20 protein-coding genes are annotated in these 22,747 nt (G+C 64.4%); 10 read left to right on the forward strand and 10 right to left on the reverse strand.

Features of this window, described 5'->3' with window-relative positions; genetic code table 11:
* Positions 1 to 5: 5 nt before the first annotated feature.
* The 5 genes from AXW67_RS35200 to AXW67_RS35220 all read left to right on the forward strand — a co-directional run bounded on the left by AXW67_RS35200 (position 6) and on the right by AXW67_RS35220 (position 5,090).
* A complete protein-coding gene (locus AXW67_RS35200; RefSeq protein WP_027552950.1) occupies positions 6 to 1,091 on the forward strand; it encodes an ABC transporter ATP-binding protein in 1,086 nt (361 codons plus the stop codon).
* Positions 1,091 to 2,071, forward strand: coding sequence for a carbohydrate ABC transporter permease (locus AXW67_RS35205; RefSeq protein WP_027552951.1), 981 nt, complete (start codon positions 1,091 to 1,093; stop codon positions 2,069 to 2,071). Before AXW67_RS35200 ends, AXW67_RS35205 begins: the two co-directional genes overlap by 1 nt.
* Positions 2,071 to 2,877, forward strand: a complete 807-nt coding sequence (locus AXW67_RS35210) for a carbohydrate ABC transporter permease (RefSeq protein ID WP_027552952.1) — start codon at positions 2,071 to 2,073, stop codon at positions 2,875 to 2,877. The genes AXW67_RS35205 and AXW67_RS35210 overlap by 1 nt, the downstream gene beginning before the upstream one ends.
* A gap of 11 nt (positions 2,878 to 2,888) precedes the next feature.
* On the forward strand, positions 2,889 to 3,218 hold the full coding sequence (locus AXW67_RS35215; RefSeq protein ID WP_027552953.1) for a DUF2160 domain-containing protein: 330 nt from the start codon (positions 2,889 to 2,891) through the stop codon (positions 3,216 to 3,218).
* A gap of 129 nt (positions 3,219 to 3,347) precedes the next feature.
* Positions 3,348 to 5,090 (forward strand): ABC transporter substrate-binding protein, encoded by a 1,743-nt coding sequence (locus AXW67_RS35220; RefSeq protein WP_063681640.1) that lies wholly within the window; start codon positions 3,348 to 3,350, stop codon positions 5,088 to 5,090.
* Between the two features lie 347 nt (positions 5,091 to 5,437).
* Here AXW67_RS35220 and AXW67_RS35225 read toward each other — a convergent pair whose 3' ends face one another.
* Positions 5,438 to 6,139, reverse strand: coding sequence for a TetR/AcrR family transcriptional regulator (locus tag AXW67_RS35225; protein WP_082908141.1), 702 nt, complete (start codon positions 6,137 to 6,139; stop codon positions 5,438 to 5,440).
* A gap of 152 nt (positions 6,140 to 6,291) precedes the next feature.
* On the opposite strand from AXW67_RS35225, the gene AXW67_RS35230 reads away from it, so the two are divergent.
* Together AXW67_RS35230 and AXW67_RS35235 are read left to right on the forward strand one after the other, a co-directional pair.
* Positions 6,292 to 7,494, forward strand: a complete 1,203-nt coding sequence (locus tag AXW67_RS35230) for an ABC transporter substrate-binding protein (RefSeq protein WP_063681609.1) — start codon at positions 6,292 to 6,294, stop codon at positions 7,492 to 7,494.
* A 9-nt stretch (positions 7,495 to 7,503) separates the two neighbouring features.
* Positions 7,504 to 8,547, forward strand: coding sequence for an aromatic ring-hydroxylating dioxygenase subunit alpha (locus AXW67_RS35235; RefSeq protein WP_063681610.1), 1,044 nt, complete (start codon positions 7,504 to 7,506; stop codon positions 8,545 to 8,547).
* Between the two features lie 205 nt (positions 8,548 to 8,752).
* On the opposite strand, the gene AXW67_RS35240 is transcribed toward AXW67_RS35235, so the two are convergent.
* From AXW67_RS35240 to AXW67_RS35265, 6 genes are all read right to left on the reverse strand, one after another.
* Positions 8,753 to 9,856, reverse strand: a complete 1,104-nt coding sequence (locus AXW67_RS35240) for an alkene reductase (RefSeq protein WP_063681611.1) — start codon at positions 9,854 to 9,856, stop codon at positions 8,753 to 8,755.
* Between the two features lie 188 nt (positions 9,857 to 10,044).
* Positions 10,045 to 10,548, reverse strand: coding sequence for a DUF1993 domain-containing protein (locus tag AXW67_RS35245; RefSeq protein ID WP_063681612.1), 504 nt, complete (start codon positions 10,546 to 10,548; stop codon positions 10,045 to 10,047).
* Positions 10,549 to 10,657: 109 nt separating this feature from the next.
* Entirely contained in the window at positions 10,658 to 11,959 is a 1,302-nt protein-coding gene (locus AXW67_RS35250; RefSeq protein ID WP_063681613.1) for a lytic murein transglycosylase, read from the reverse strand.
* Positions 11,960 to 12,016: 57 nt separating this feature from the next.
* Positions 12,017 to 12,778 carry an SURF1 family protein gene (locus AXW67_RS35255; RefSeq protein ID WP_063681614.1) on the reverse strand — a complete coding sequence of 254 codons (762 nt, stop codon included), beginning with the start codon at positions 12,776 to 12,778 and terminating at the stop codon, positions 12,017 to 12,019.
* Between the two features lie 184 nt (positions 12,779 to 12,962).
* Entirely contained in the window at positions 12,963 to 14,903 is a 1,941-nt protein-coding gene (locus tag AXW67_RS35260; RefSeq protein ID WP_145928089.1) for a glycosyltransferase, read from the reverse strand.
* Positions 14,900 to 16,261, reverse strand: a complete 1,362-nt coding sequence (locus tag AXW67_RS35265) for an HlyD family secretion protein (protein WP_082908146.1) — start codon at positions 16,259 to 16,261, stop codon at positions 14,900 to 14,902. Before AXW67_RS35265 ends, AXW67_RS35260 begins: the two co-directional genes overlap by 4 nt.
* A gap of 291 nt (positions 16,262 to 16,552) precedes the next feature.
* Between AXW67_RS35265 and htpX the strand changes: the two genes are divergently transcribed.
* Positions 16,553 to 17,488, forward strand: coding sequence for a zinc metalloprotease HtpX (gene htpX, locus AXW67_RS35270; protein WP_063681616.1), 936 nt, complete (start codon positions 16,553 to 16,555; stop codon positions 17,486 to 17,488).
* Positions 17,489 to 17,661: 173 nt separating this feature from the next.
* On the forward strand, positions 17,662 to 18,303 hold the full coding sequence (locus AXW67_RS35275; protein WP_201723750.1) for a tetratricopeptide repeat protein: 642 nt from the start codon (positions 17,662 to 17,664) through the stop codon (positions 18,301 to 18,303).
* Positions 18,304 to 19,224: 921 nt separating this feature from the next.
* On the opposite strand, the gene AXW67_RS35280 is transcribed toward AXW67_RS35275, so the two are convergent.
* Positions 19,225 to 19,599 (reverse strand): hypothetical protein, encoded by a 375-nt coding sequence (locus AXW67_RS35280; protein WP_027552965.1) that lies wholly within the window; start codon positions 19,597 to 19,599, stop codon positions 19,225 to 19,227.
* 177 nt (positions 19,600 to 19,776) lie between these two features.
* Positions 19,777 to 20,586 carry a hypothetical protein gene (locus AXW67_RS35285; RefSeq protein WP_027552966.1) on the reverse strand — a complete coding sequence of 270 codons (810 nt, stop codon included), beginning with the start codon at positions 20,584 to 20,586 and terminating at the stop codon, positions 19,777 to 19,779.
* Between the two features lie 231 nt (positions 20,587 to 20,817).
* Between AXW67_RS35285 and AXW67_RS35290 the strand changes: the two genes are divergently transcribed.
* The gene (locus AXW67_RS35290) at positions 20,818 to 21,111 is read left to right on the forward strand and encodes an antibiotic biosynthesis monooxygenase (protein WP_027552967.1); all 294 of its coding nucleotides are present in this window, start codon (positions 20,818 to 20,820) and stop codon (positions 21,109 to 21,111) included.
* A gap of 97 nt (positions 21,112 to 21,208) precedes the next feature.
* Here AXW67_RS35290 and AXW67_RS35295 read toward each other — a convergent pair whose 3' ends face one another.
* The gene (locus AXW67_RS35295) at positions 21,209 to 22,654 is read right to left on the reverse strand and encodes a helix-turn-helix domain-containing protein (protein ID WP_063681618.1); all 1,446 of its coding nucleotides are present in this window, start codon (positions 22,652 to 22,654) and stop codon (positions 21,209 to 21,211) included.
* Positions 22,655 to 22,747 lie beyond the last annotated feature (93 nt).

Here is a 22,747-nt window from a genome sequence, read left to right on the forward strand (position 1 = left end):
GCTCGATGGCCCGCATTGACCTCGTCGATCTCGCGCACTCCTACACCGGCAATGACGCAGCCCCGGAAAGCTTTGCGCTAAAGCCGGTGACCATGACCTGGCGGCAGGGCGGTGCCTATGCGCTGCTTGGGCCGTCCGGCTGCGGCAAGACCACGCTGCTCAACGTCATCTCCGGCATCATCACGCCTTCGCGCGGGAAAATCCTGTTCGACGGCAAGGACATCACACCGCTGTCAACCCAGAAGCGCAACATCGCCCAGGTGTTCCAGTTTCCGGTGATCTACGACACCATGACTGTGGGGCAGAACCTGGCGTTTCCGCTGAAGAACCGAGGCGTGCCGAAAGCCGAGATCGACAAGCGCGTCGCCGAGATCGGCCGCCTGCTCGATCTCGAACCCTATCTGAACCGCAAGGCGACGCGGCTCACGGCCGACGCCAAGCAGAAGATCTCGCTCGGCCGCGGCCTCGTCCGCTCCGACGTCGCCGCCGTGCTGTTCGACGAGCCTTTGACCGTCATCGATCCCGAGCTGAAATGGCAGCTTCGCTCCAAGCTGAAGGCGCTGCATCGCGAGCTCGACCTCACGATGATCTACGTCACCCACGACCAGACCGAGGCGCTGACCTTTGCCGATACCGTGGTCGTCATGCATGACGGCCGCGTGGTGCAGAGCGGCACGCCGGCCGAGCTGTTCGACAAGCCGGCCCACACCTTCGTTGGCTATTTCATCGGTTCGCCGGGCATGAACATCCTGCCGGCCGAGGTCAGGGGCCGCGAGGCGCGGATCGGCGGCCATGTCATCGCGCTCGATCGCAGCTACGACAATCTGCCGGCGGGCGCCAAGATCGAGATCGGGGTGCGACCGGAGTTCGTCGACGTCGTCGCGCCGGCGCCGGGCCTGCTCACGGCGAAGATCGACCGCATCGACGACCTCGGCCGTATCCGCTTCGCCCGCGTCCGCGTCGGCGACGCCAAGTTGGCGGCGCGCGCACGCGCTGGTTTCACCAGCGGCGATGGCAGCGCCGGCCTGAAGTTCGATCCGTCGCACGTCCACGTCTATGCCGACAGCCTTCTGGTGGAGGGAGCCGCCTGATGGACAAGACCATCAACCAAAAAGCCTGGTTCCTGGTGCTGCCGGTGTTCCTGGTGGTGGCCTTCTCGGCGGTGCTGCCGCTGATGACGGTCGTGAACTATTCGATGCAGGACACCTTCGGCAACAACCAGTTCTTCTGGAACGGTGTCGGCTGGTTCAAGGAATTGCTCGATCCCTCGACCGATCTCGGCGGCCGCTTCCTCGCTTCGCTCGGGCGCAACCTGTTCTTCTCGCTCGTCATCCTCGCCATCGAGGTGCCGCTCGGCATCGTCGTCGCGCTGTCGATGCCGCGCCAGGGCTGGACGGTGGCAGCCTGCCTCGTCATCCTCGCTTTGCCGCTCCTGATTCCGTGGAACGTGGTTGGGACGATCTGGCAGATCTTCGGCCGGCCCGATATCGGCTTGCTCGGCTATACGCTCAATGCGATGGGCATCGAGTACAACTACGTCTCCAACGATATCGATGCCTGGGTCACCGTCATCGTGATGGACGTCTGGCACTGGACGAGCCTGGTTGCGCTGCTCTGCTACGCCGGCCTGAAGTCGATCCCCGAGGCCTATTACCAGGCCGCGCAGATCGACGGCGCTTCGCGCTGGGCGGTGTTCAAGGCGATCCAGCTGCCGAAGATGAACCGCGTGCTCCTGATTGCGGTGCTGCTGCGCTTCATGGACTCTTTCATGATCTACACCGAGCCGTTCGTCGTCACCGGCGGCGGGCCCGGCAACTCGACTACCTTCGTGTCGATCGAGCTCGTCAAGATCGCGCTCGGCCAGTTCGATCTCGGCAAGGCGGCGGCGCTGTCGCTGGTCTACAATTTGATCATCCTGATCGTCTGCTGGGTCTTCTACACCGTCATGACCAATGCCGGCGTCGAGCGTAAGGCGCAGGCGGAAGAGGAGCCGGCGGCGGAGCGCAAGCCCGCAGGCGCGCTCCAGCCAGCGCCCGCGCCCGCGCTCAAGCCGAAGGAAGGAGTGGCCTGATGCACTCGATTCCCGGACGCCGCGTCATCATGGCGCTGTTCCTGATCTTCCTGTTGTTGCCGATCTACTGGCTCGTCAACATGAGCTTCAAGACCAACAGCGAGATCGTCTCGACGATGACGCTGTGGCCGCACACGCCGACGCTCCAGCACTACAGGCGCATCTTCACCGACGAGAGCTGGTATTCCGGCTATATCAACTCGCTCGAATACGTCGTCCTCAACACCATTATCTCGATCTCGGTGGCGCTGCCGGCGGCCTACGCGTTCTCGCGCTACCGCTTCCTCGGCGACAAGCATCTGTTCTTCTGGCTGCTGTCGAACCGCATGGCGCCGGCCGCGGTCTATGCGCTGCCGTTCTTCAACCTCTATTCGGCGATCGGGCTCTTTGATACGCCTTGGGCCGTTGCGCTCGCACACTGCATCTTCAACGTGCCGCTCGCGGTGTGGATCCTGGAAGGCTTCGTCTCCGGCGTGCCGCGCGAGATCGACGAGACCGCCTTCCTCGACGGCTATTCCTTCCCGCGCTTCTTCATCAAGATCCTGGTGCCGCTGATCGCGAGCGGCATCGGCGTTGCCGCCTTCTTCTGCTTCATGTTCTCCTGGGTCGAACTGCTGCTCGCGCGCACGCTGACCTCGGTGCAGGCCAAGCCGATCGCGGCGATCATGACGCGCACGGTGTCGGCGGCCGGCATGGATTGGGGACTGCTCGCGGCGGCCGGCGTGCTCACCATCATTCCGGGCGCGCTCGTGATCTGGTTCGTCCGCAACTACATCGCGCGCGGCTTTGCGCTCGGCAGAGTCTAGAGGAGGCGAGGATGGAATCCATCGCATGGATGGCCTGGACGCTGCCGACGGCGATCTTCTTCATAGCGCTCGCCTGCACGCTCGCGGTGATGACCTGGCTTGCGGCCGTCTATCCCGAGGCCGAGCGCGTCGGCGTGCTGCGCATCCCGACCACGCGCGGCGACCGCCTGTTCGTCTCGCTGATCGCGGCCGCCGTCATCCACCTCCTGTGGATCGCCTTCCTCGGCACCGACGCGATCGCGACGCTGCCGATCGGCGAGGACGGCTTCGAAATCTCGAGCCTGTGGCTCGCAAGTGGAATTTCGCTTGTCACGGCCGTGCTCATTTTCCGCACGGTCTGAAGCTCGCGAAGAGACGGCCAGATCCGGGATCAACCCGGGCCTGTATAAGGTTTGTCGCTGCAACGGAGGAACAACATGCGACAGTTTAGGAGAAGGAAAGGTCCATTGACCAAGAACAATTTTCTGACCATGTCCAGCGCCGCCGCCCTCGTTGCGGTGTCGTTCGCCGTCTCGGCGCCGGTTCGCGCCGCCGACGACGCCGTGATCCAGAAGTGGATCGCGGAATTCCAGCCCTCGACGCTGTCGAAGGACGACCAGAAGAAGGAGCTGGAGTGGTTCGCCAAGGCGGCCGAGCCGTTCAAGGGCATGGAGATCAACGTCGTCTCCGAGACGATCACGACCCACGAATACGAGTCGCAGACGCTCGCCAAGGCGTTCTCCGAGCTCACCGGCATCAAGCTCAAGCACGACATCATCCAGGAAGGTGACGTCGTCGAGAAGCTGCAGACCCAGATGCAGTCCGGCAAGAACGTGTATGACGGCTGGATCAACGACTCCGACCTGATCGGCACGCACTTCCGCTACGGCCAGACCATCGTGCTGTCCGACTACATGAAGGGCGAGGGCAAGGACGTCACCGATCCCATGCTCGACGTCAACGACTTCATCGGCAAGTCGTTCACGACCGCGCCGGACGGCAAGCTCTACCAGCTGCCCGACCAGCAGTTCGCGAACCTCTACTGGTTCCGCTACGACTGGTTCACCAACCCCGACTACAAGGCCAAGTTCAAGGCCAAGTACGGCTACGAGCTCGGCGTGCCCGTGAACTGGTCGGCCTATGAGGACATCGCCGAGTTCTTCACCAACGACATCAAGGAGATCAACGGCGTCAAGGTCTACGGCCATATGGACTATGGCAAGAAGGACCCCTCGCTCGGATGGCGGTTCACCGACGCCTGGCTGTCGATGGCCGGCAACGGTGACAAGGGCATTCCGAACGGTCTGCCGGTCGACGAGTGGGGCATCCGCATGGAAGGCTGCCGCCCGGTCGGCTCGAGCGTCGATCGTGGCGGCGACACCAACGGTCCCGCCGCGGTCTACGCCATCACGAAGTATCTCGACTGGCTGAAGAAGTACGCGCCGCCGCAGGCGCAGGGCATGACCTTCTCGGAGGCAGGTCCGGTGCCGGCGCAGGGCAACATCGCCCAGCAGATCTTCTGGTACACCGCCTTCACCGCCGACATGGTGAAGCCTGGCATCGCCGTGATGAACGCGGACGGTACGCCGAAGTGGCGTATGGCCCCGTCGCCGCACGGTTCGTACTGGAAGGAAGGCATGAAGCTCGGCTACCAGGACGCCGGCTCCGTGACGCTTCTGAAGTCGACCCCGGCTGATCGCCGCAAGGCAGCCTGGCTCTATCTCCAGTTCATCATCTCCAAGACGGTGTCGCTGAAGAAGAGCCATGTCGGTCTCACGTTCATCCGTGAATCCGACATCTGGGACAAGTCGTTCACCGAGCGTGCGCCGAAGCTCGGCGGCCTGATCGAGTTCTACCGCTCGCCCGCGCGCGTGCAGTGGACCCCGACCGGCAACAACGTGCCTGACTATCCGAAGCTCGCGCAGCTCTGGTGGCAGAACATCGGCGATGCGTCGTCCGGTACGAAGACGCCGCAAGCTGCGATGGACGCACTCGCGGCCGCCCAGGACTCCGTGATGGAGCGTCTGGAGAAGTCGGGCGTGCAGGGCGCCTGCGGTCCGAAGCTGCACAAGAAGGAGTCGGCCGAGTACTGGTTCGCGAAGGCCGAGAAGGACGGCACCATCGCGCCGCAGCGCAAGCTCGCCAACGAGAAGCCGAAGGGCGAGACGGTCGACTACGACACCCTGATCAAGTCGTGGCCGGCGACCCCGCCCAAGCGCGCGGAAGCGAAGTAAGCCTCGCGCACAGCGCCATCAAACGCGAAAGGCCGGGAGCGATCCCGGCCTTTTTCTTTCTGTGAGCGCACCCTGCAACCACATCGTCATTGCGAGCGCAGCGAAGCAATCCAGGCTGCCACCGCGGAAAAGACTCTGGATTGCTTCGCTAGGTTCGCAATGACGAGCTTGTGGCGCGGCCGTCCCTCATTCTCGACGTCATCGCCCGCCTTGTGCGCAATTGCGCACTGGGCGGGCGATCGATAAATACGGAGAAGCCGCGGCGCGCTGGATCTCCCGCTTTCACGGGGCACAACGACGAGGTTGTGGCGCGAGACTTACGGCTTCGCACTTGCGCGCCGGCACGCTCACTCCTTGCGCTTCACCATATCCTCGATCATCGCCTGCACATGCGCGAGCCAGGCCCTCCGCATCTCCTGATCCGCAAGGTCGATCTGCGTATAGCTTGACAACGTGTAGAGGTTGGCGCGGTAGAAATAGGTGAGTGAGAGGATCGACAGGTAAAGATGGAAGCGGTCGCAGTCCGGCCTGAACTCGCGACGCTCGATGCCGCTCTGGAGGACGCGCTCCAGCATGCCCAGCTGCGTATTGGCGAAGCTGCGGCGGATGTTGTTCCTGACGTGACGGCCCTTGAACAGATTCTCCGACGCGAGAATGCTGAGCAGCTCCGGGTGAGCCCAGTAGTAGTTCCAATTGAAGGCGACCAGCGCGGCGAGCGCTTGGCGTGGCCTGGAGAAATCGAGATCGAGCGCCTCTTCCGACGCAACCAGGTCGGCATAGCAATGCTCGATGACCTGATGGAAGAGCTTCTCCTTGCTCTTGAAATAGTAGTAGAGCATCCGGTCGTTGCTCTTGGCGGCCTTGCTGATGCGATCGACCCGCGCGCCGCCATAGCCTTCGCGGGCAAACTCGGCGACGGCCGCGCGCAGAATGGCCTCGCGGGTCTGATCGGGCGCCCGCGTCCGCCGGGCCGTTGAGGCCCGTTTCCGCTTGGCCGCCCTTCGCGGCGCGGCGAGTGTGCGGACTGGCAGCTCTGTATCGTTGGCCATCGCGTATCCCTGGAATCACGACCAGCAGGATGGGGCCTGCCGCTTTTTTGGCAAGCCCGCCGATTTTTCGTCATTGACAACCCGGCGCGCCTGATATTCGCTATGTAGTAAGTACTACATACAATAGCTATTCCCAATGGCGGGAGGCTCATATGCGTGTTCCGGTTGTCCTGACGCTCGTTGGAATTGTCCTCGCAGTCGCCTGCAGTGCGGCGCAGGCGGCCGAACCGCCGCCGATCAAGATTGGTGAGATCTCGAGCTATTCGGCTCTCCCCGTGGGTACCCACGGCTATCGCCAGGGCTGGGAACTCGCGCGCGACGAGATCAACGGGAAGGGCGGCGTGCTCGGCCGCAAGCTCGAGATCATCGCCCGAGACGACGCCGGCAAGCCGGACGTGGCCATCACCGCTGCCGGTCAGCTGGTCGACGGCGAGCAGGTCGATCTCCTGACCGGCACGATCCTCTCCCATATCGGTCTGGCGGTCGCCGATTTCGCGAGGCAGAAGCAGAAATTCTTCCTCGCCTCTCAACCGCTGACGGATGCCCTGATCTGGGAAAAGGGCAATCGATATACCTTCAGGCTGCGGCCGAGCACGTACACGCAGGCCGCCATCCTGGCAAAGGAGGCGGCCAAATTTCCGGCGCGGCGCTGGGCGACGATCGCGCCGAACTATGAGTTCGGCCAGGCCGCGGTGGCGAGCTTCAAGCGCGAGCTGAAGCGATTGAAGCCTGACGTCGAATTCGTCTCCGAGCAGTGGCCGCCGCTCGGCAAGATCGACGCGGGTGCGGTCGTACAGGCGATGATGGCCGAGAATCCGGATGCCATATTCAACGCGACATTCGGGGCCGACCTTGCCAAGCTTGTGCGCGAGGGCTCAACGCGGAACGCGTTCACGAACCGTGCCGTCGTCAGCATCCTCTCGGGCGAGCCGGAGTATCTCGCCCCGCTCAAGGACGAGGCGCCGCCCGGCTGGGTGGTCACCGGATATCCCTGGAGCGAGATCAAGACGCCGGCCCATGACGCATTCCTGAAAGCCTATGTCGCGCGCTTCAAGGAACCGCCGAATATCGGTGCGCTGATCGGTTACACGAACATGCTGGCGCTGGCGAGAGCGATCGAGCAGGCCGGTTCGACCAATGCCGATGATCTCATCAAGTCGATGGAGCATCTGAAGGTCGATACGCCGGTAGGCCCGGTTGCTTTCCGTGCGATCGATCATCAGTCGACCATGGGTGTCTATATCGGCGAGCTCGCGGTGCGGGACGGCCAGGGGGTGATGACCGACTGGCGCTATGTCGACGGGGCGGACTACCAGCCCGCAGACGCCGAGGTGTTGGCCAAGCTGAAGAACTAGAGGTGTCCCATGAACCTGCTCGCTCCGCGCAATAATTGGTATCCGCTCACCTGGTCACGCAACATCACGCGCAAGCTCGCCCGCCACCGCATCCTCGGCATGGACCTCGTGGTTTACCGCAGCGAGGGGGGTGAGGTGATCGCGCTCGATGATGCCTGCCCGCACCGGCTCGCGCCGCTGTCGATGGGCAAGCTCAGGGGTGATGCCATCGAATGCGGCTATCATGGCATGACCTTTGGCCCCGACGGGCGCTGTATCCGGATTCCTGGCCAACCGATGATTCCGCCGAACGCGCGGGTGCCGTCCTATCCGCTCCGGGAGAAGATGGGCCTGATCTGGATCTGGCCGGGCGATCCGGCCCTGGCCGATCCATCGCTGATCTACAACCTGCCGCAGTTCGGCGAGGCCGGCTGGCATGCTGCCGAGGGCGACGCGCTGCGGATCGAGACCAACTACCTCAACCTCGCCGACAATCTCTGCGATCCCGCGCATGTCAGCTTCGTGCACCTGTCGACGCTCGGCAATGCCGCGAGCGAAGAGATTCCGGTGGAGCACAGCTTTGGCGATCGCGGCGTGCTGGTATGGCGGTGGATCCGGAATGCGCCGCCAATCCCGCTGTTCGGGAAATACGGTAATTTCAGCGGTCATGTCGACCGCTGGCACTATTACGACTACATCGCCCCCTGCATTGCGGTGATCGACTTCGGCAGCGCCGATGCCGGTGCGATCGCCGATCCGGAAGACCGTGGCAGAGGACTGCGCATCTTCGCCTGCCACTTCATCACGCCGGTTGACGACAATGTCTGCATCGACCACTGGCTCCATGTCCGCAATTTCGCGCTTGACGATGCCGATGTCGATCAGCGCCTGCACGCCGATTTCCGTATCGCGTTCAACGAGGACAAGGAGATTCTGGAGCGCATCGAGGAGGTCGTGCAGGCCCGCCCCAACGCCAAGACCATCCGCCTCGCCATCGACGCCGCCCCACAGCGCATGCGCCGCATCGTGGAGCGCATAGTGGCGGGCGAAGCAGAAGCACGCGCATCGGCGTGAGCGAGGATTTACGGAGAGCGCCGCCAAGTGCGCGGAAGCGAAGCAAGCGTCGCGCATAGCGCCGTCAAAACACGAAAGACCGGGAGCGATCCTGGCCCTTTTTTCCGGGTGAGGGGGACTTTCCGCGAGTCCAACAACCACCGACCTCGCGGAGACTCCCCCTCACCCCAACCCTCTCCCTGCAAGCGGGGAGAGGGAGAAGAAACTACTGCGCCGCGTCGGCCGCTTCCAGCGTCGGATAGTCCGTATAGCCCTTCGCACCGCCGCCGTAGAACGTGTTCTTGTCCCAGTCGTTCAGCGCCGCGCCCTTCTTTAACCGCTCGACCAGGTCGGGGTTGGAGATGAACGGCTTGCCGAACGCGATGAGGTCGGCGCTGCCTGATTCCAGCACCTTGGTCGCGAGATCGAAATCATAGCCGTTGTTGGCGATGTAGGCGCCGGAGAAGCGCTTGCGCAGGCCGGCAAAGTCGAACGGGGCGAAATCGCGCGGGCCGCCGGTGGCGCCCTCGACGACGTGGAGATAGACCAGCTTGAGCGCGCTGAGGCCGTCGACGATGTGATCGAACAGGGCTTGCGGATTGGAGTCGGAGATATCGTTCGCCGGCGATGCCGGCGAGATGCGGATGCCGGTGCGATCGGCGCCGGCTTCGGCGGCGACGGCTTTCGAGACCTCCAGCATCAGCCGCGCACGGTTCTCGATCGAGCCGCCATAGGCGTCAGTGCGCTTGTTGGTGCCGTCCTTGGCGAACTGCTCCAGCAGATAGCCGTTGGCGCCGTGGATCTCGACGCCGTCGAAGCCGGCCTCGAGCGCATTGCGCGTCGCGCGCTTGAAGTCGTCGATGATCCCGGGGATTTCGGAAAGCTCGAGCGCGCGCGGCTCGGAGACGTCGGCGAAGGTGCCGTTGACGAAGGTCTTGCCCTTGGCCCGGATCGCGCTCGGCGCGACCGGAGCTGCGCCATTGGCCTGGAGCGCGGTGTGGGAGATGCGCCCGACGTGCCAGAGCTGGATGAAGATGCGCCCGCCGCGCTCATGGACGCTGTCGGTGACCTTGCGCCAGCCCGCGACCTGGTCCTTCGAATAGATGCCTGGGGTGTCCTGGTAGCCCTGACCCTGTTGCGAGATCTGGCTGGCTTCGGTGACCAGGAGGCCTGCGGAGGCGCGCTGGCCGTAGTAATCGGCGGCGAGCGGGCTCGGGACGAACGTCCCGGGTGCCGCGCGATTGCGCGTCAGCGGCGCCATCACGAAACGGTTGGCCAGCGTGATCGGGCCGAGCTTGTAGGTCTCAAACAATTTGGTCGGACGGCTCATGGGGAATGTTTCCAGGCGGTGATAAGGTCAAGAACACTTGTGCATCGCGGCGATCGGCACAAGGGAGGAGCCATACGGAAAGTGCAGGCGAGCTGCGCGCCAAGGCCCGCGTAGCACAAATTATGCGCAAATTTGGCCGCGGCAGCAGGTTCGATCTCTCTGCCGCGGCCCCATGAAAACGTCGGATCTCAGTTCATGCCGAGGAAATCGCGCTTGCCGATCTCGACGCCGTTATGGCGCAGGATGCCGTGCGCGGTAGCGGCATGGAAATAGAAGTTCGGCAGTGACACCGAGCTGAAGAATTGCTGGCCCTTCAAGGTCACGGACCGGTCGGGACCAGCCGGGAATGTGACATCCTTGGCATCAGCGCCTTCGAACTGCTCGGGCTTGAACGATTTCACGAAGTCGATTGTCTTCGCCAGCCGCTGCTTCAACTCCGCGAACGTTGTTTCGGTGTCCGGCACCGACGGCACCTCGGTATGCGTGAGCCGTGCGCAGCCCTTGGCCGCAAAGTCGCTGACGAGCTGGATTTGCTTGCCGAACGGCAGCATGTCCGGGAATAGCCGCGATCCGATCAGCACGGCGGGGTCGATCTTTTTGGCTGCGCAATGCGCTTCGGCCTTGGTGAGCAGGCCGGTCAGGCTATTCAGCATTTGCAGATAGGCGGGGACGACGGCGTCGTAGAAGGACATGGCGATGCTCGCTTCAGTGATGGGAAATCTCAGGGGAAACCTGAGCCCCTGAGATGGGAGCGCCACGGAAAAACGCAATCGCCGGTAAGGCTTTCGCGAGGCAAAAATTCTACCGCACTGTCGCCTGTGGCTGCGCCTGCGCGGTGCCGCCGCGCATGCGCGCCAGCAGCTCCGTGGTCGGCCATGAATCGGCCGGCAGGCCATACTTGACCTGCATCGCCTTCACCGCCGAGCGGCTTTGCTGGCCCAGCACGCCGTCGACCTTGCCGACATTGAAGCCGGCGCGCACCAGGAGCTGCTGGAGCTCCTTGAGCTGGTTGAACGGCAATTGCGCGACCGGCGCCGACGGCCTGCGCATCGGCGCAGCGCCCGCGATGCGCGAGGCGAGATAGCCCGCGGTGGTCGAATAGATCAGCGAGTTATTCCATTCGGTGTAGGCCGCAAAATTCGGATAGGCCATGAAGGCCGGCCCGGTCCGTCCCATCGGCAGCAGCACCGAGGCCGCGAGGTTGTCGTTCGGCAATGGCCGGCCGTCCGGATAAGTGACACCCAACTGCGCCCATTTCGAGCGCGGCTGCTGCACGCTGAGATCGGTCTGCTCCCAGGGCAGGTCCTGCGGCACCCTGATCTCCTCGAGCCACGGCTCGCCGCGCCGCCACTTCAGGCCGTTGGCGATGTAGTTCGCGGTCGAGCCGATCACGTCGGGCCCGCTGCGCAGGAGATCGCGCCGGCCGTCGCCGTCATAGTCGACGGCGTAGTTGACGTAATGCACGGGCAAGAACTGCGTCTGCCCGAGCTCGCCGGCCCAGGAGCCGATCATCTCGTCGGGCGTGAGATCACCGCGGTCGATGATCTTCAGCGCGGCGATGGTCTCGTTCACGAACATCTCCGAGCGGCGGCAATCATAGGCCAGCGACACCAGCGATTTCAGCGTCGGCAGATTGCCCATGTTGGCGCCGAAATCGCTCTCCAGCCCCCAGAACGCGGCGATCACCGCCGGCGGCACGCCATATTCCTTCTCGGCGCGCGCGAACGCCGCCGCATATTGCTTGATATGCTGCTGGCCGTTCTGCATGCGATAAGGCGCGGCCATGCGGCCGGCGAATTCGGTGAAGAGCTGGCCGAACACGCGCTGGCCACGGTCTCGGTTGACGATGCCCTGGTCGTAGACGAGGTAGGGCGAGGCCTCCGCGATCGTTCGCTGCGACACGCCGGCCGCGACCGCCTGCTGCTTCACGTCGGCGAGGAAGCGATCGAAGCTCGCCCCGTTGTGGCACGATGCGGCGCGCGGCGACGGCGCAGTTGCCCTGGGGGCCGCGGGCTTGACGGGCGGTGGCAGGAACTGGGCGGAGGCGGGGACGGAGAGCGCGAGAAGCGTGACGGCCGCGATCGCAAATCGGGTCTGGAGCATGAAGGTTCCGGGGGAGGGCAGCGTGGATTCGGGCGAAGTCTAGGGGAAGTGGCGGCCTCAGGCCATCCCTTCGATGCCCCGCCGGCGACGCAGCCAGACGGCTAACGCGATCAGCACCAGGCCTGCCAGGGAAAAACAGGTGATCGCAAATTTCAATTGATCGTCGCGCAAATGCACCTGAAGCGGCCCGGGTTTCGGGATGCCGCCCGGCGGTACCGGCGCCTCGAGATCAATGTAGAAAGGCGCGACACGATCCCAGCCGAGCGCCTGCGCCATCGCGAGATGATCGCGGGTGAACCACAGCCGCTTGGCGTGCTCTACGTCAGGTGCGAACCAGCCGGCCGACACCGGGAAACGCAGGTAGCCGGTCAGCATCACAGGCTTGTTGGTGATGAGCTGCGCCACCGCGCGATCCTGCCGGCCGCGGTCCTGCGTCGTGTTCGGCACGAATCCCGCATTGACCGCGAGGGTCTCGCCGGTTGGCAGGCGGGCAGGCAGGAAAGCCCAAGTGCCGGGGACGGAAATATCGTCGCGCATACCCGTACCGGAGCTGTAGACCATCGCATCCAGACGGGACTCATAAGTCGCACTAAAGCTGACGCGCCGGAACTCGTCTCGTTCCGCAGTCAAGGCGTGCCACTGCGAGGGATCTGGCAAAGGCATCGGCGCTGCGGCGAGGCGTTCATTTAGCACCGCAATGAGGGCGTGGGTCTCGGCGCGGCGCTGCAATTGCCAGACGCCAAGGCCAACAAACAGAGTGAGCATCACAACCGCGAAAACGGCGAAGCCGCTGGTACGGCGCTTGATTTGGTCTGCCATCGTTACGCGCCAAAAAGCCTATCGCCTGCGCAAACGCAAAGGATCTGACGAAACTCTACTCGGTCGATACGCACTATAAAACCGAGGCAGCCGTTGGCTATCAGAAGCGCACGTGGCTATCAGAAGCGCACGGCGCCGCGCGGTAAGTCCAATCGATCATCGAGCGCTGAGGAACCGTGACGCCCTAGCCGAACAGCCGCATCAGCAGCGCCTTGCCGACGGGGAGCGCCTTGACGCCCCGATAGGCCCGCACATATTCGCCGGCGTAAAAGGCCCTGATCGCATGGACGCGTGCATCCATGCTTTCCTCGAACCGCACCGCGAAGCCGTCCCGGGTCCGCCGCACCACGATGGCCGTGATGGAGCGGCCATAGATGCGGCATTCGATCGTGCTGCCGACCATCGGTGGATCGGGATCGATCAGCCGCGCGCCGGTAATGGAGATATCGGCAAGCCGCGCGAGCTGCGAACTCCCGTCCTGGCGCAGCAGGATCGGTTCGTTGCGATTGAAGCGCTCCGCCTTGCGCTTGCGCGGCTGCTCGATGCAGACGACGCAGACCACGATCAGGATGACAGCGTTGTACAGGCTCCAGGCCAGCGCCAGCCCGCCATAGGCAATGTTCTCGCCGCGCAGATGCAGGATGAAGGCATAGGCGATGGCCGCGAGCGTGATGGCAAGCGCGCTGCCATAGAGCCGCAGCAGCGGCCACTCCACGAATTTCCTGCCGCGGTCGCCGCCCTTCGCGGTCACCTTGAACTTGTGTCCCTTTGGCCTCGACAGGCCGATGGTCACCGCCTTGAGGACTGCAGGTGCGGCGATGAGCTGCGACACGTCCGTCATCATCGCAAGCGAACGGCCGCGCGACAGCCAGGCCATGCTGAGGCCGTGCCAGACGTAGAACGGCAGGAAGTATTTCAGCAGCTCGGACAGCTCCGTCTGTACCGCCTTGATGCCGAACAGCAGGAACAGCCAGGGGACGACGAGTCCCAGAATCTTCGACGCGTAGACCGCGGTCCAGCTCATGAAAGAATCGATCAGCGAGAGGCGGTCGATGAATGAAAGTTTCGAATTCCGCGACAGCGGCCCGCTGCGGCCGCGCACGATCTGCATGAAGCCGAGGCACCAGCGGCCGCGCTGGGTGATGTATTCCTTCAGCCCTTCCGGCGCGAGCCCGATCGTCAAGCGCTCGTTGAGATAGACCGTCCTGAGGCCGCGCTCCTTCAGGCGAAGGGTGACGAGATAGTCCTCCGTGACGGAATCGGTCGGAAAACCGCCGATCTGCGCCAGCCCGGCATAGCGAATGAGCGATGACGTGCCGCAGCAGAAGGCGACGCCCCAGGCATCCTTCGCCGGCAGCAGGATGTCGAAGAAGAATCGCTGCTCGTCGGGCCACACATCGGTCGCGGCAAGGTTGGTCTGGATCGGATCGGGATTGATGAAGTGCTGCGGCGTCTGCACGACGCCGATGGAAGCATCGTCCATGAGGCAGATGGTCCGCGCCAGGAAGTCTGGCCGCGGCACGAAGTCGGCATCGAGGATGGCGACGAAGGCCGGCGGCTCCGGTAGTCCTCCGACATGCCTGAGAGCATGGTTGATGTTGCCGGCCTTGGCATGGCGGTTGTCGGGCCGCACGAGATAATTGCAGCCGAGTTCGCCGGCGAGGCGCCGTAGCCAGGGTCTACGGCCGTCGTCGAGCACCCAGACGCGATAATTGCCATACTCCATTCCGGTCGCGCCGATGATCGTGCGTTCGAGGATCGATCGCCCCTCATTGTAGGTGCAGATGAAGACGTCGATCAGCGGCGCATGCGGATCGGTGGCGCGGCCGTCGATCCGTACCGTCGCGGAACGGTCGATCGTCCGGCTGAGGAAGAGAAGCGACAGCACGACCGCGACCAGCGAGGCCGCTTCCAGCAGCATGAAGGGATAACCGATCAGGGCGTCCGCCGTCAGATGAGGCGGTGGAAGCGTCGCAGTGACGCGCCAGAGGAGATAGCGGAGCAGCAGGATCACCGAGACGGCGGCCAGGAGGGAGCGTGCCATCGTGCTGTCGCGCCTGAGCAGCGGCACGATCGCCATGAAGGCGCCAAGGGCAACGAGGCCGGGCGCCAGTGCGGTCGTCACGGCGTGGTCTCGTTGCGGGCAAACACCACGCGGCCGGTTCGCCCCACCGTGCAGGCGTGCGCGGCGGCGTCGCCGAGCGCCACCGTCACGCGATACGGCTCCTTGCTGAGCGCATCGGGATTGATGGCGAGATTGGCGGGCGCGCCGGCGGCGCCGGTCAGGTTGACCACGGTGCCGGAGATTGGCTCCCCGCCGTCATTCGGCTCGAACGTGGCGTGATCGCCGAGCTGCAAGCGGTTGTACACGTTTTCGGTGACGTTGGCCGTGATGACGGCGCCACTGCAGTCGAGCACCTTGAGCAGCGGCTGGCCGGCCTGCACGTCCTCGCCCGGCGAGGTCATCATCTCCCAGACGCGGCCTGCGACCGGCGTCGTGATGTTGGCTTCGGAGAGATCGGCGACGCGGACTTCCTCGGTGATGATCTCGTTGGCGAGCCACGCGATCTCGGTATCGATGCGCGCGAGATCGGCCTCCAGATCGCTCGCGCGCTGGCGCATCTCCTCCTCGCGCTGCACCGAGCTCGGCCGGTCGTTGTAGCTGTCGCCGAGGAACGAGCCGTTCTTCGCCGCGGTGAGCTCGACCTTGGCCGCATCCAGGCGCTTGCGCGCGCCGAGCTCGGTCTGCTGCGCCACCGAAAGCTCGCGCGTCAGCCGCGCCAGTTCGACCGTCGAGACATTGCCGGTCTTCGCGAGTGACGAGGCGCGGTCGACGGCCGCGCTGGCTTCATCCCGCCGCGCCGCTGCCGCCTCGATCGAGGTCTGGATTTCGGCAATGCGCGCCTCGAGCTGGAGCACGCGTCCGTCGCGGAATTGTGCGGCCTGCCGCGCCAGATCCTGTTGCGCGGCCTGGGCGGAGGCAAGCTTGGCGGCAAGGCTCGGCCGCTCGTTCTCCAGACGCGACTTCTGCCGCCTGAGATCGTCGAGCCGGGTGCGATCGCTGCGCGAGTTCACGACACGTAAGATCACGGTCCCGGCCTCGAGTTTGGCTTGGTCGTCCATGCGGTGGGCGGCGGCGACGCGGCCGCCGATCGGCGTGCGCAGGGTGACGAGGCGGGAGTTCAGCACGGCCTCGACGCTGGAGTTTTCCCAGATCGCGCGCAGGGGCAGCCAGCCGAACACGGCGATGATGGCAAGGCCTGCGGCGATCTTGATGCCGCGCCTCAGATGCGGCCAGCGCCGCTCTGGTTCCGGCGGCGCGGTCTGCGTGTCAGGCCCGTGGCCGGGCTCATCATTGGCGAATAGCTGCTCCAGCAGCGCCTCCTGCAATCCGTCCTGCAGTCCCTTGGCGTCACTCCTGGTGTCCTGAGGGGAGGGAGCGGATGGCTGGTCGACGGAAGCGGCGCTCGAGCGGTCCATCATGACGATCACCTTGCTGACGGGGATGCCAATGGAACCGGTCAACGCACAAGGACCGCGCGGCGTGCCCGTTACCGCGGATTTAGCCGGAGCTGCGCTTTCCAAGCCGCTAAGCGTCCGCGTGTGTTTTTGCGTAAATGTCCGTCAAGGTTTAGTGACGCCGCAAAGACTGTCCGCGCTTTTTTCGCGTCTGCGGCCCGGCGACGCACCTCGCTGACCTTGCGGCACCCGGCAGCGTCCATACGTCGAGGGCGCCGGCCGAAGGCGTGCCGGCAGCCGGCTCGGGAGACGGCCATGAACTATCTTCGCACCGCAATTCTTCTCGCAGGCCTCACCGCCCTGTTCATGGGCGTCGGCTATCTCATCGGTGGTGCCGCCGGCGCCATGATCGCGCTCGTCGTCGCAGCGGCGACCAATCTCTTCACCTACTGGAACTCCGACCGCATGGTGCTCAGCATGTACGGTGCCCTTGAGGTCGACCGTACCAGCGCGCCGGACCTCGTCGGCCTGGTTGCCGAGCTCGCGGGCCGTGCCGGCCTGCCGATGCCGCGCGTGTTCGTGATGGACGAGCCGCAGCCCAACGCGTTCGCAACCGGGCGCAATCCCGAGAACGCCGCGGTCGCCGTCACCACCGGTCTGATGCACCAGCTCAGCCGCGAGGAGCTCGCCGGCGTGATCGCGCACGAGCTCGCGCACATCAAGCATCACGACACGCTGCTCATGACCGTCACCGCGACCATCGCCGGTGCCATCTCGATGCTGGCGCAGTTCGGCATGTTCTTCGGCGGCCACCGCAACAACAACAGCGGTCCCGGCATCGTCGGCTCGATCCTGCTGATGATCCTGGCGCCGCTCGGCGCCATGCTGGTGCAGATGGCGATCAGCCGCACCCGCGAATACGCCGCCGACAATCTCGGCGGGCGCATCGTCGGCCAGCCGATGTGGCTCGCCTCCGCGCTCGTCAAGATCGAGAACGCCGCGCATCAGGTCCCGAATGTCGAGGCCGAGCGCAATCCCGCGACCGCGCACATGTTCATCATCAATCCGCTGTCGGGCCACGGCGTCGACAATCTCTTCACCACCCATCCTTCGACACAGAACCGCATCGCGGCGCTCCAGCAGCTTGCTGCCGAGCTCGGCGCGCATACGGCGCCGTCCGTCGGTGCCAACGAAAACTATCCGCCGCGCGGTCCCTGGGGCCGCTCCTCCTCGCGCGGGCCTTGGGGATGAGCTTGGGCGGGAACTTGAGATTGAGGCGGATCTGCGGCCGGTGCGTCCGGAAATCGCGACCGGCTTTGTGACCTGGCGCACACAGGATCGTCCCGCCGGGTGCTAACACCCCCGTCGTGAATGTTTCTTCGAAAGGGGATGCGCGGCCGGCGCTTCGCCGGTCGCGGTCAACGATGACCCGAGCAGCCGTGCCAGTGTTGATTGCCGTGAGCATCCTCGTCGGCCTGTCCACGCACATGGTGGTCAATTGCGGCGACGAGGAGGATCCGGACATCTGTTCGGCCGTGATCGGATTCAGCCCGTTTCGCGGCTCGGTGATCGCCTTCGCCTATGAGGGGCGTGGACGGATAGCGCTGCGTCACGGCGACTGGCGGCGGGCGATCGTCGATTTCGACGAGGCCATCCACCTCAACCCCAACCGTGCCTCGTTCTATCGCGACCGCGGCCTCGCCCGCCGGCAGAACGGCGAGCTGCAGCTTGCGATTGCCGACTTCGACGAAGCCATCGCACTCAACCCGAAACTCGCTGCGCCCTATCACGAACGCGGCCTCGCGCTCGCTGCGAGCGGCGATCTCGACCGTGCGATCCTGAGCTACACCACGGCCATGCGCCTTGCGTCGTCGGACGCGGAGATACGGCTGGACCGCGGCCTTGCCTACCTCGCGCGCGGACAGGCTGACGACGCCCGTGCCGATTTCGAAGCCGCCCTGGCGCTGCCGCCAGGCAAGGACGATCGCGTCCGCCAGATCGCACGCGCGCGCCTGGCCGAGCTGTCGAGTGCCGGGCCAACCCCGGTCTCCGCGCCGCGGCGGTGAGATCGTGCACGATGCGGAACAAGATCGCGCGATCCAGCGACAAAGACGCCGCACAGATTTCGGTTCGGGCGATACTGGAACTCGAATGACGTTGAAGTTAGCGCCGGTCGCATCGCGCGCGTTCTGCCGTTTGGAACCGAAACATTTTCCGACCTGAATGAATTGAGCGTAGGGGCTTCGCAAAACGCGAGGCTGGTCATGGATCCGATATCGGCGAGCGACGTATTTCTGACTGTCGCCATCATGAGCACGACCTTCCTGATCGAGATCGGGTTTTTCATCCTGCTCGGAATGTTCTGAAAAGAGCGCGCAGCGGATGTGAAGTTGCGAAGGGTCTTCGTCCATGCTGCGCGACGGCGATGTTCCATTCGAAGGAAGGAACCTAGGAGCGGCAATGCGGGCGAAGGCATCGTGTAGTGCGGCGTTTCGGGAACCATTTTGGAGAGTGCGCGGTTAGTTTGTGGGGAGGGTCCGATGAGGCGACCATTGCCATGAGGACCGGATTTCTCGCTGCGATTGTGATAGCCGTTCTAGCCACCAGTACCGGGCTGGCAGTCAATTCTGTCGGCTCTCTATCTTCCGAAAAACAGTCCATGCCGGGTGCCGTGCAAGTAGCGGACCGACTGGCTGAGGCCGTGGATCAGCTTCGGTCTGGTGGCTAACAGCCTGCGTATCTCAAACGCCTTGATAGGCCCGTGGATTGGGCGAGGTGAATGCGGCCCCGGTCTGCGCGCCGCGACGATGATCTAAAGCCACATTCGAGGCTGAGGGGGCTCGCCGCGATAGCGGCGAGAAGGGTGAGGGGTCTCTCTCCGCGTGCAAATCTCTTGCGACGAATTTGCGGATAAAACCCCTCATCCGGCGCGGACCAAGGTCCGCGCCACCTTCTCCCACAAGAAGGGGAGAAGGAAGAAGGGGCCGTTACTTGGCCTTCTTCGCTTTCGCCGGCTTAGCCTCTTTGGCCTTCTTCGCCGGCTTCTCCTTCACCGGCTTCTCCTTCGCCGCGGCCTTCTTCTCGGCCTTGTCCGCGACGGGCGTGCTGGCGGCGAGCCGCACCGAGCGCGCATAGCTGTCGGCGACGTTGTCGGCGGACATCTGCAGGCGCCTGGCGGCGGAGGTCGCCAGCTCCATTGTGGCCTTGGCCATCATCTTGAAGCGGTCCCGGGCGTCGTTGCCCTTGGCCTTGGCCGCGAGGCCGTTGAAGCGATCCCGCCGCTCCTTGGCGCGGGTCATCAGGCCCGTATGCAGTTGTCTGGCCAGTTGCCGGATCACGACATCCAGGTCGGCGTCCGCCATGTTCTTCTATCCTCTTCGAAACTTCACCAAATCGATGCGCGCGGGACTATGCAGATCGGGCCCCGCCTTGGCAATTCCCGGTGATGCGCCATCCGCATCTTCCGGTTTACAAAACAAGAAAGCCGCGCTTGTCGCGCGGCTCTTGGCGTGGTTTGGCGCCGGGGCGCCGTTTCTGCCTCACTTCAGCGAGGCGACCGGTCCGCTTGACGCTGCAGGGTCGGGGTCGAAGCCGAAGACGCCGACCAGATATTTGTAGTAGTCGGGCATCTTCTCTTTGAGCGCTTCGCGGGACTTGGGATCGTGGAAATCGCTCTTTCCGGCCAGGAAAATGCTTGCGGTCACGGCAAAGAATTCCATGTGATTCTTCATCGCATAGGCGTCCTTGGGCAGCAGGTCCTTGGACTTGGCATAAGCGTAATAGCTGATCACGCCCTTGTTGGCGTAGCCGTCCGGCAACAGCCGCGCGTGATAGGCGTGCAAGAGCTCGTGGAGCAGCACGGCTTCCTTTTCGTACCGCATCATGTCGGGCCGGAGCATGATCACGCCAAGCCCCGAATCGACCGCGAGGTCGACGGCATTCGGATTGGTCCATTGCTGCTTGTCATGGTCCCACACGGTCAGCGTCCGCGGGACGCGGCGCTCCACGTTCGGGGTGACCCGGCCGTAGCACGCGGTTGCAGCGCCTTCGTCGAGGCAGGCGAGCTCGCTCGCGATGATCGGAACGGTATGGAAGAAGCGCATCACGCGCGGGGAGAGGCCGACACCTTCGACGACGTCGATCTGCTGCTTCAGATTCTCGGTGAGCTTGTCGACATCCTTGCGGTCGGAGTTCTCCGTCAAGTCGAACATGTAACCGCGGTAGCTCTGGAAGCCGGGCGGCAACGGCTGCGCTGCATCGGCGGACGCAGCCTCGAGTGGCCCGGCATTGGATGGATTGGCAAAGAGCGCGCCGACAATGGTCGCGGTCAGCAGCAACGCAATGCGCATGATGAACCCCCTGATGTCACTTCACGCGGCAGAATAAGCCACCGTTGTTTGCGAAAAGTGAGTGAGGCGAGACTAAGGCGCCGATGTTGAGGCGTGCTTAATGGTTTGTTGCAGACCGCGGGGGACGGGTTAGTCCGGGGTTAACCAAGGAGGGATGACCGGGCTGATGTTGAGGTGTAGATTCCATGGAAGGGCACCAGGCCCCACATCAGCAGCCGGAAGGAGGACCCCATGTATGCCGCCATCCGTCAGGCCAAGGCGAAAAGCGGGAGCGCGGAAGAGCTGGCGCGCCGCATCAAGGACGGCGCCGTTCCGATCATCAGCGACGTTGACGGTTTCCGCGCCTATTACGTCGTCTATGCCGGCGACGACACCGTCACGGCGATCTCGATCTTCGACAAGTTCGAGCAGGCGGAGGAAGCGAACCGGCGCGCGATTGCCTGGATCGAAAAGGATTTGGGCGGGCTGCTCGCCGGTCACGCCAGCGCTGCTGCGGGGCCGGTGATTGTGCACACGCTGGCGTAGGAGACGGTCGCGACGCTCTCTCCCCAATGTCGTCCTGGCTTTGGCCAGGGCGGCGGCGAGTTTGGGACGCCCATCTATCGTCAAACGTACGCCGCCCTCACAGCTCCCGCGCATTCGAGAACGCGAACGAGCTCACGCGCCGCGTCGTCTCGTCCAGGATCAGCGTGCGCGTGATCGGCGGCTCGGCGCGCTGCGCGCAGTTCTCACGTTCGCAGAGCCGGCAGTTGACGCCGATCGGGGTACCTTCCGCCTTCTCAAGGTCCATGCCGGCGGCATAGACGAGGCGCGCGGCGTGACGCATCTCGCATCCAAGCCCGATGGCAAAGCGCGGCTGCGGCAGCGGATGCGGCGCCACCGGCCGCCGCACCATCTGCGCGATCGAGAAATAGCGCGTGCCGTCGGGCAGCTCGATCACCTGTTTCAAGAGGCGATCGGGCGTGTCGAAGGTCGAGTGCACGTTCCACAGCGGGCAGGTGCCACCGAATTTCGAGAACGGAAAGGTGCCTGACGAGAACCGCTTCGACACGTTGCCGGCATTGTCGACGCGGAGCAGGAAGAACGGAATGCCGCGCGCGTTCGGCCGCTGCAACGTGGTAAGGCGGTGGCAGACCTGCTCGAAGCCGGCATTGAAGCGCTGCGCCAGCACGTGGATGTCGTAATTCAGCGCCTCGGCTGCGGCGAGGAAAGCCGGGTAGGGCATCATCACGCTGGCTGCGAAGTAATTGCCGAGCGTGATGCGGAACAGCCGCCGTGGCGCGTCGTCGAGCGGGCCGGCGCGCCCGATGATGGCCTCCAGATGCTGCGCGCATTCGCCTAAGCCGAGCTGGAAGGCGAGCTGGAACGCGCGGCCGGGCGGATCGACCAGCTCCGAGATCAGGAGCTGGCGGCGGTGGCGATCGAAGCGCCGCAGCGTCTCGCGCATCACGTCCACCGGCATGATGCGGGTCTGGATCGAATGCTTTTCCCGCAGTCGCGCCGCGAGCGCTGCATAGAGTCCTTCGGCGGGCACGTTCAGTTCGTCGCGCAAATTCTCCGCGGCCTGCTCGAGCTCCGGAAAATAGTTGCGGTTGGCCTCGATCAATTCGCGCGCGCGCTCGACCGGATTGGCTTCATAGCGCGTGCCGACGTCGCGGTCGGCCATCTGCGCCGCCGCCAGCGTCTCGCCCTGGCGAGCCTCGGTATAGGCGGCGTAGAGCCGTTGCAGCGCGTGGGTGACGCCCGGGCAGAGCTCGGCGAGGTCGCGCAGCTCCTGCTTGGGCACGTCGATCTGGCGGAACAAGGGATCGGAGAAGATCTCGTTGAGTTCCGCGAAGAAGCGGTCCTCGTCGGCGGTGGCAAGGTCCCTGAGATCGAGGTCGTAGGTCTCGGCGAGCCGCAGCAGGATCTGGGCGGTCACCGGGCGCTGGTTGCGCTCGATCAGGTTGATGTAACTCGGCGAGATGCCGAGCCCCTCGGCGATCTGGGTCTGCGACAGCCCCAATTGCTGCCGGATCCGCCGGAAGCGCGGGCCGACGAACAGTTTCTTCCCGGAATCGGCGGCCATTAGTGGCTCCCCTCTTCGCCTCTCCCCGCTTGCGGGGAGAGGCCGACGCGCGCCGACCGATGCGAAGCATCGTCCGGAGCGCGGCGGGTGAGG

Origin of the sequence: Bradyrhizobium neotropicale, assembly GCF_001641695.1 — a bacterium.
Classification (GTDB): domain Bacteria; phylum Pseudomonadota; class Alphaproteobacteria; order Rhizobiales; family Xanthobacteraceae; genus Bradyrhizobium; species Bradyrhizobium neotropicale.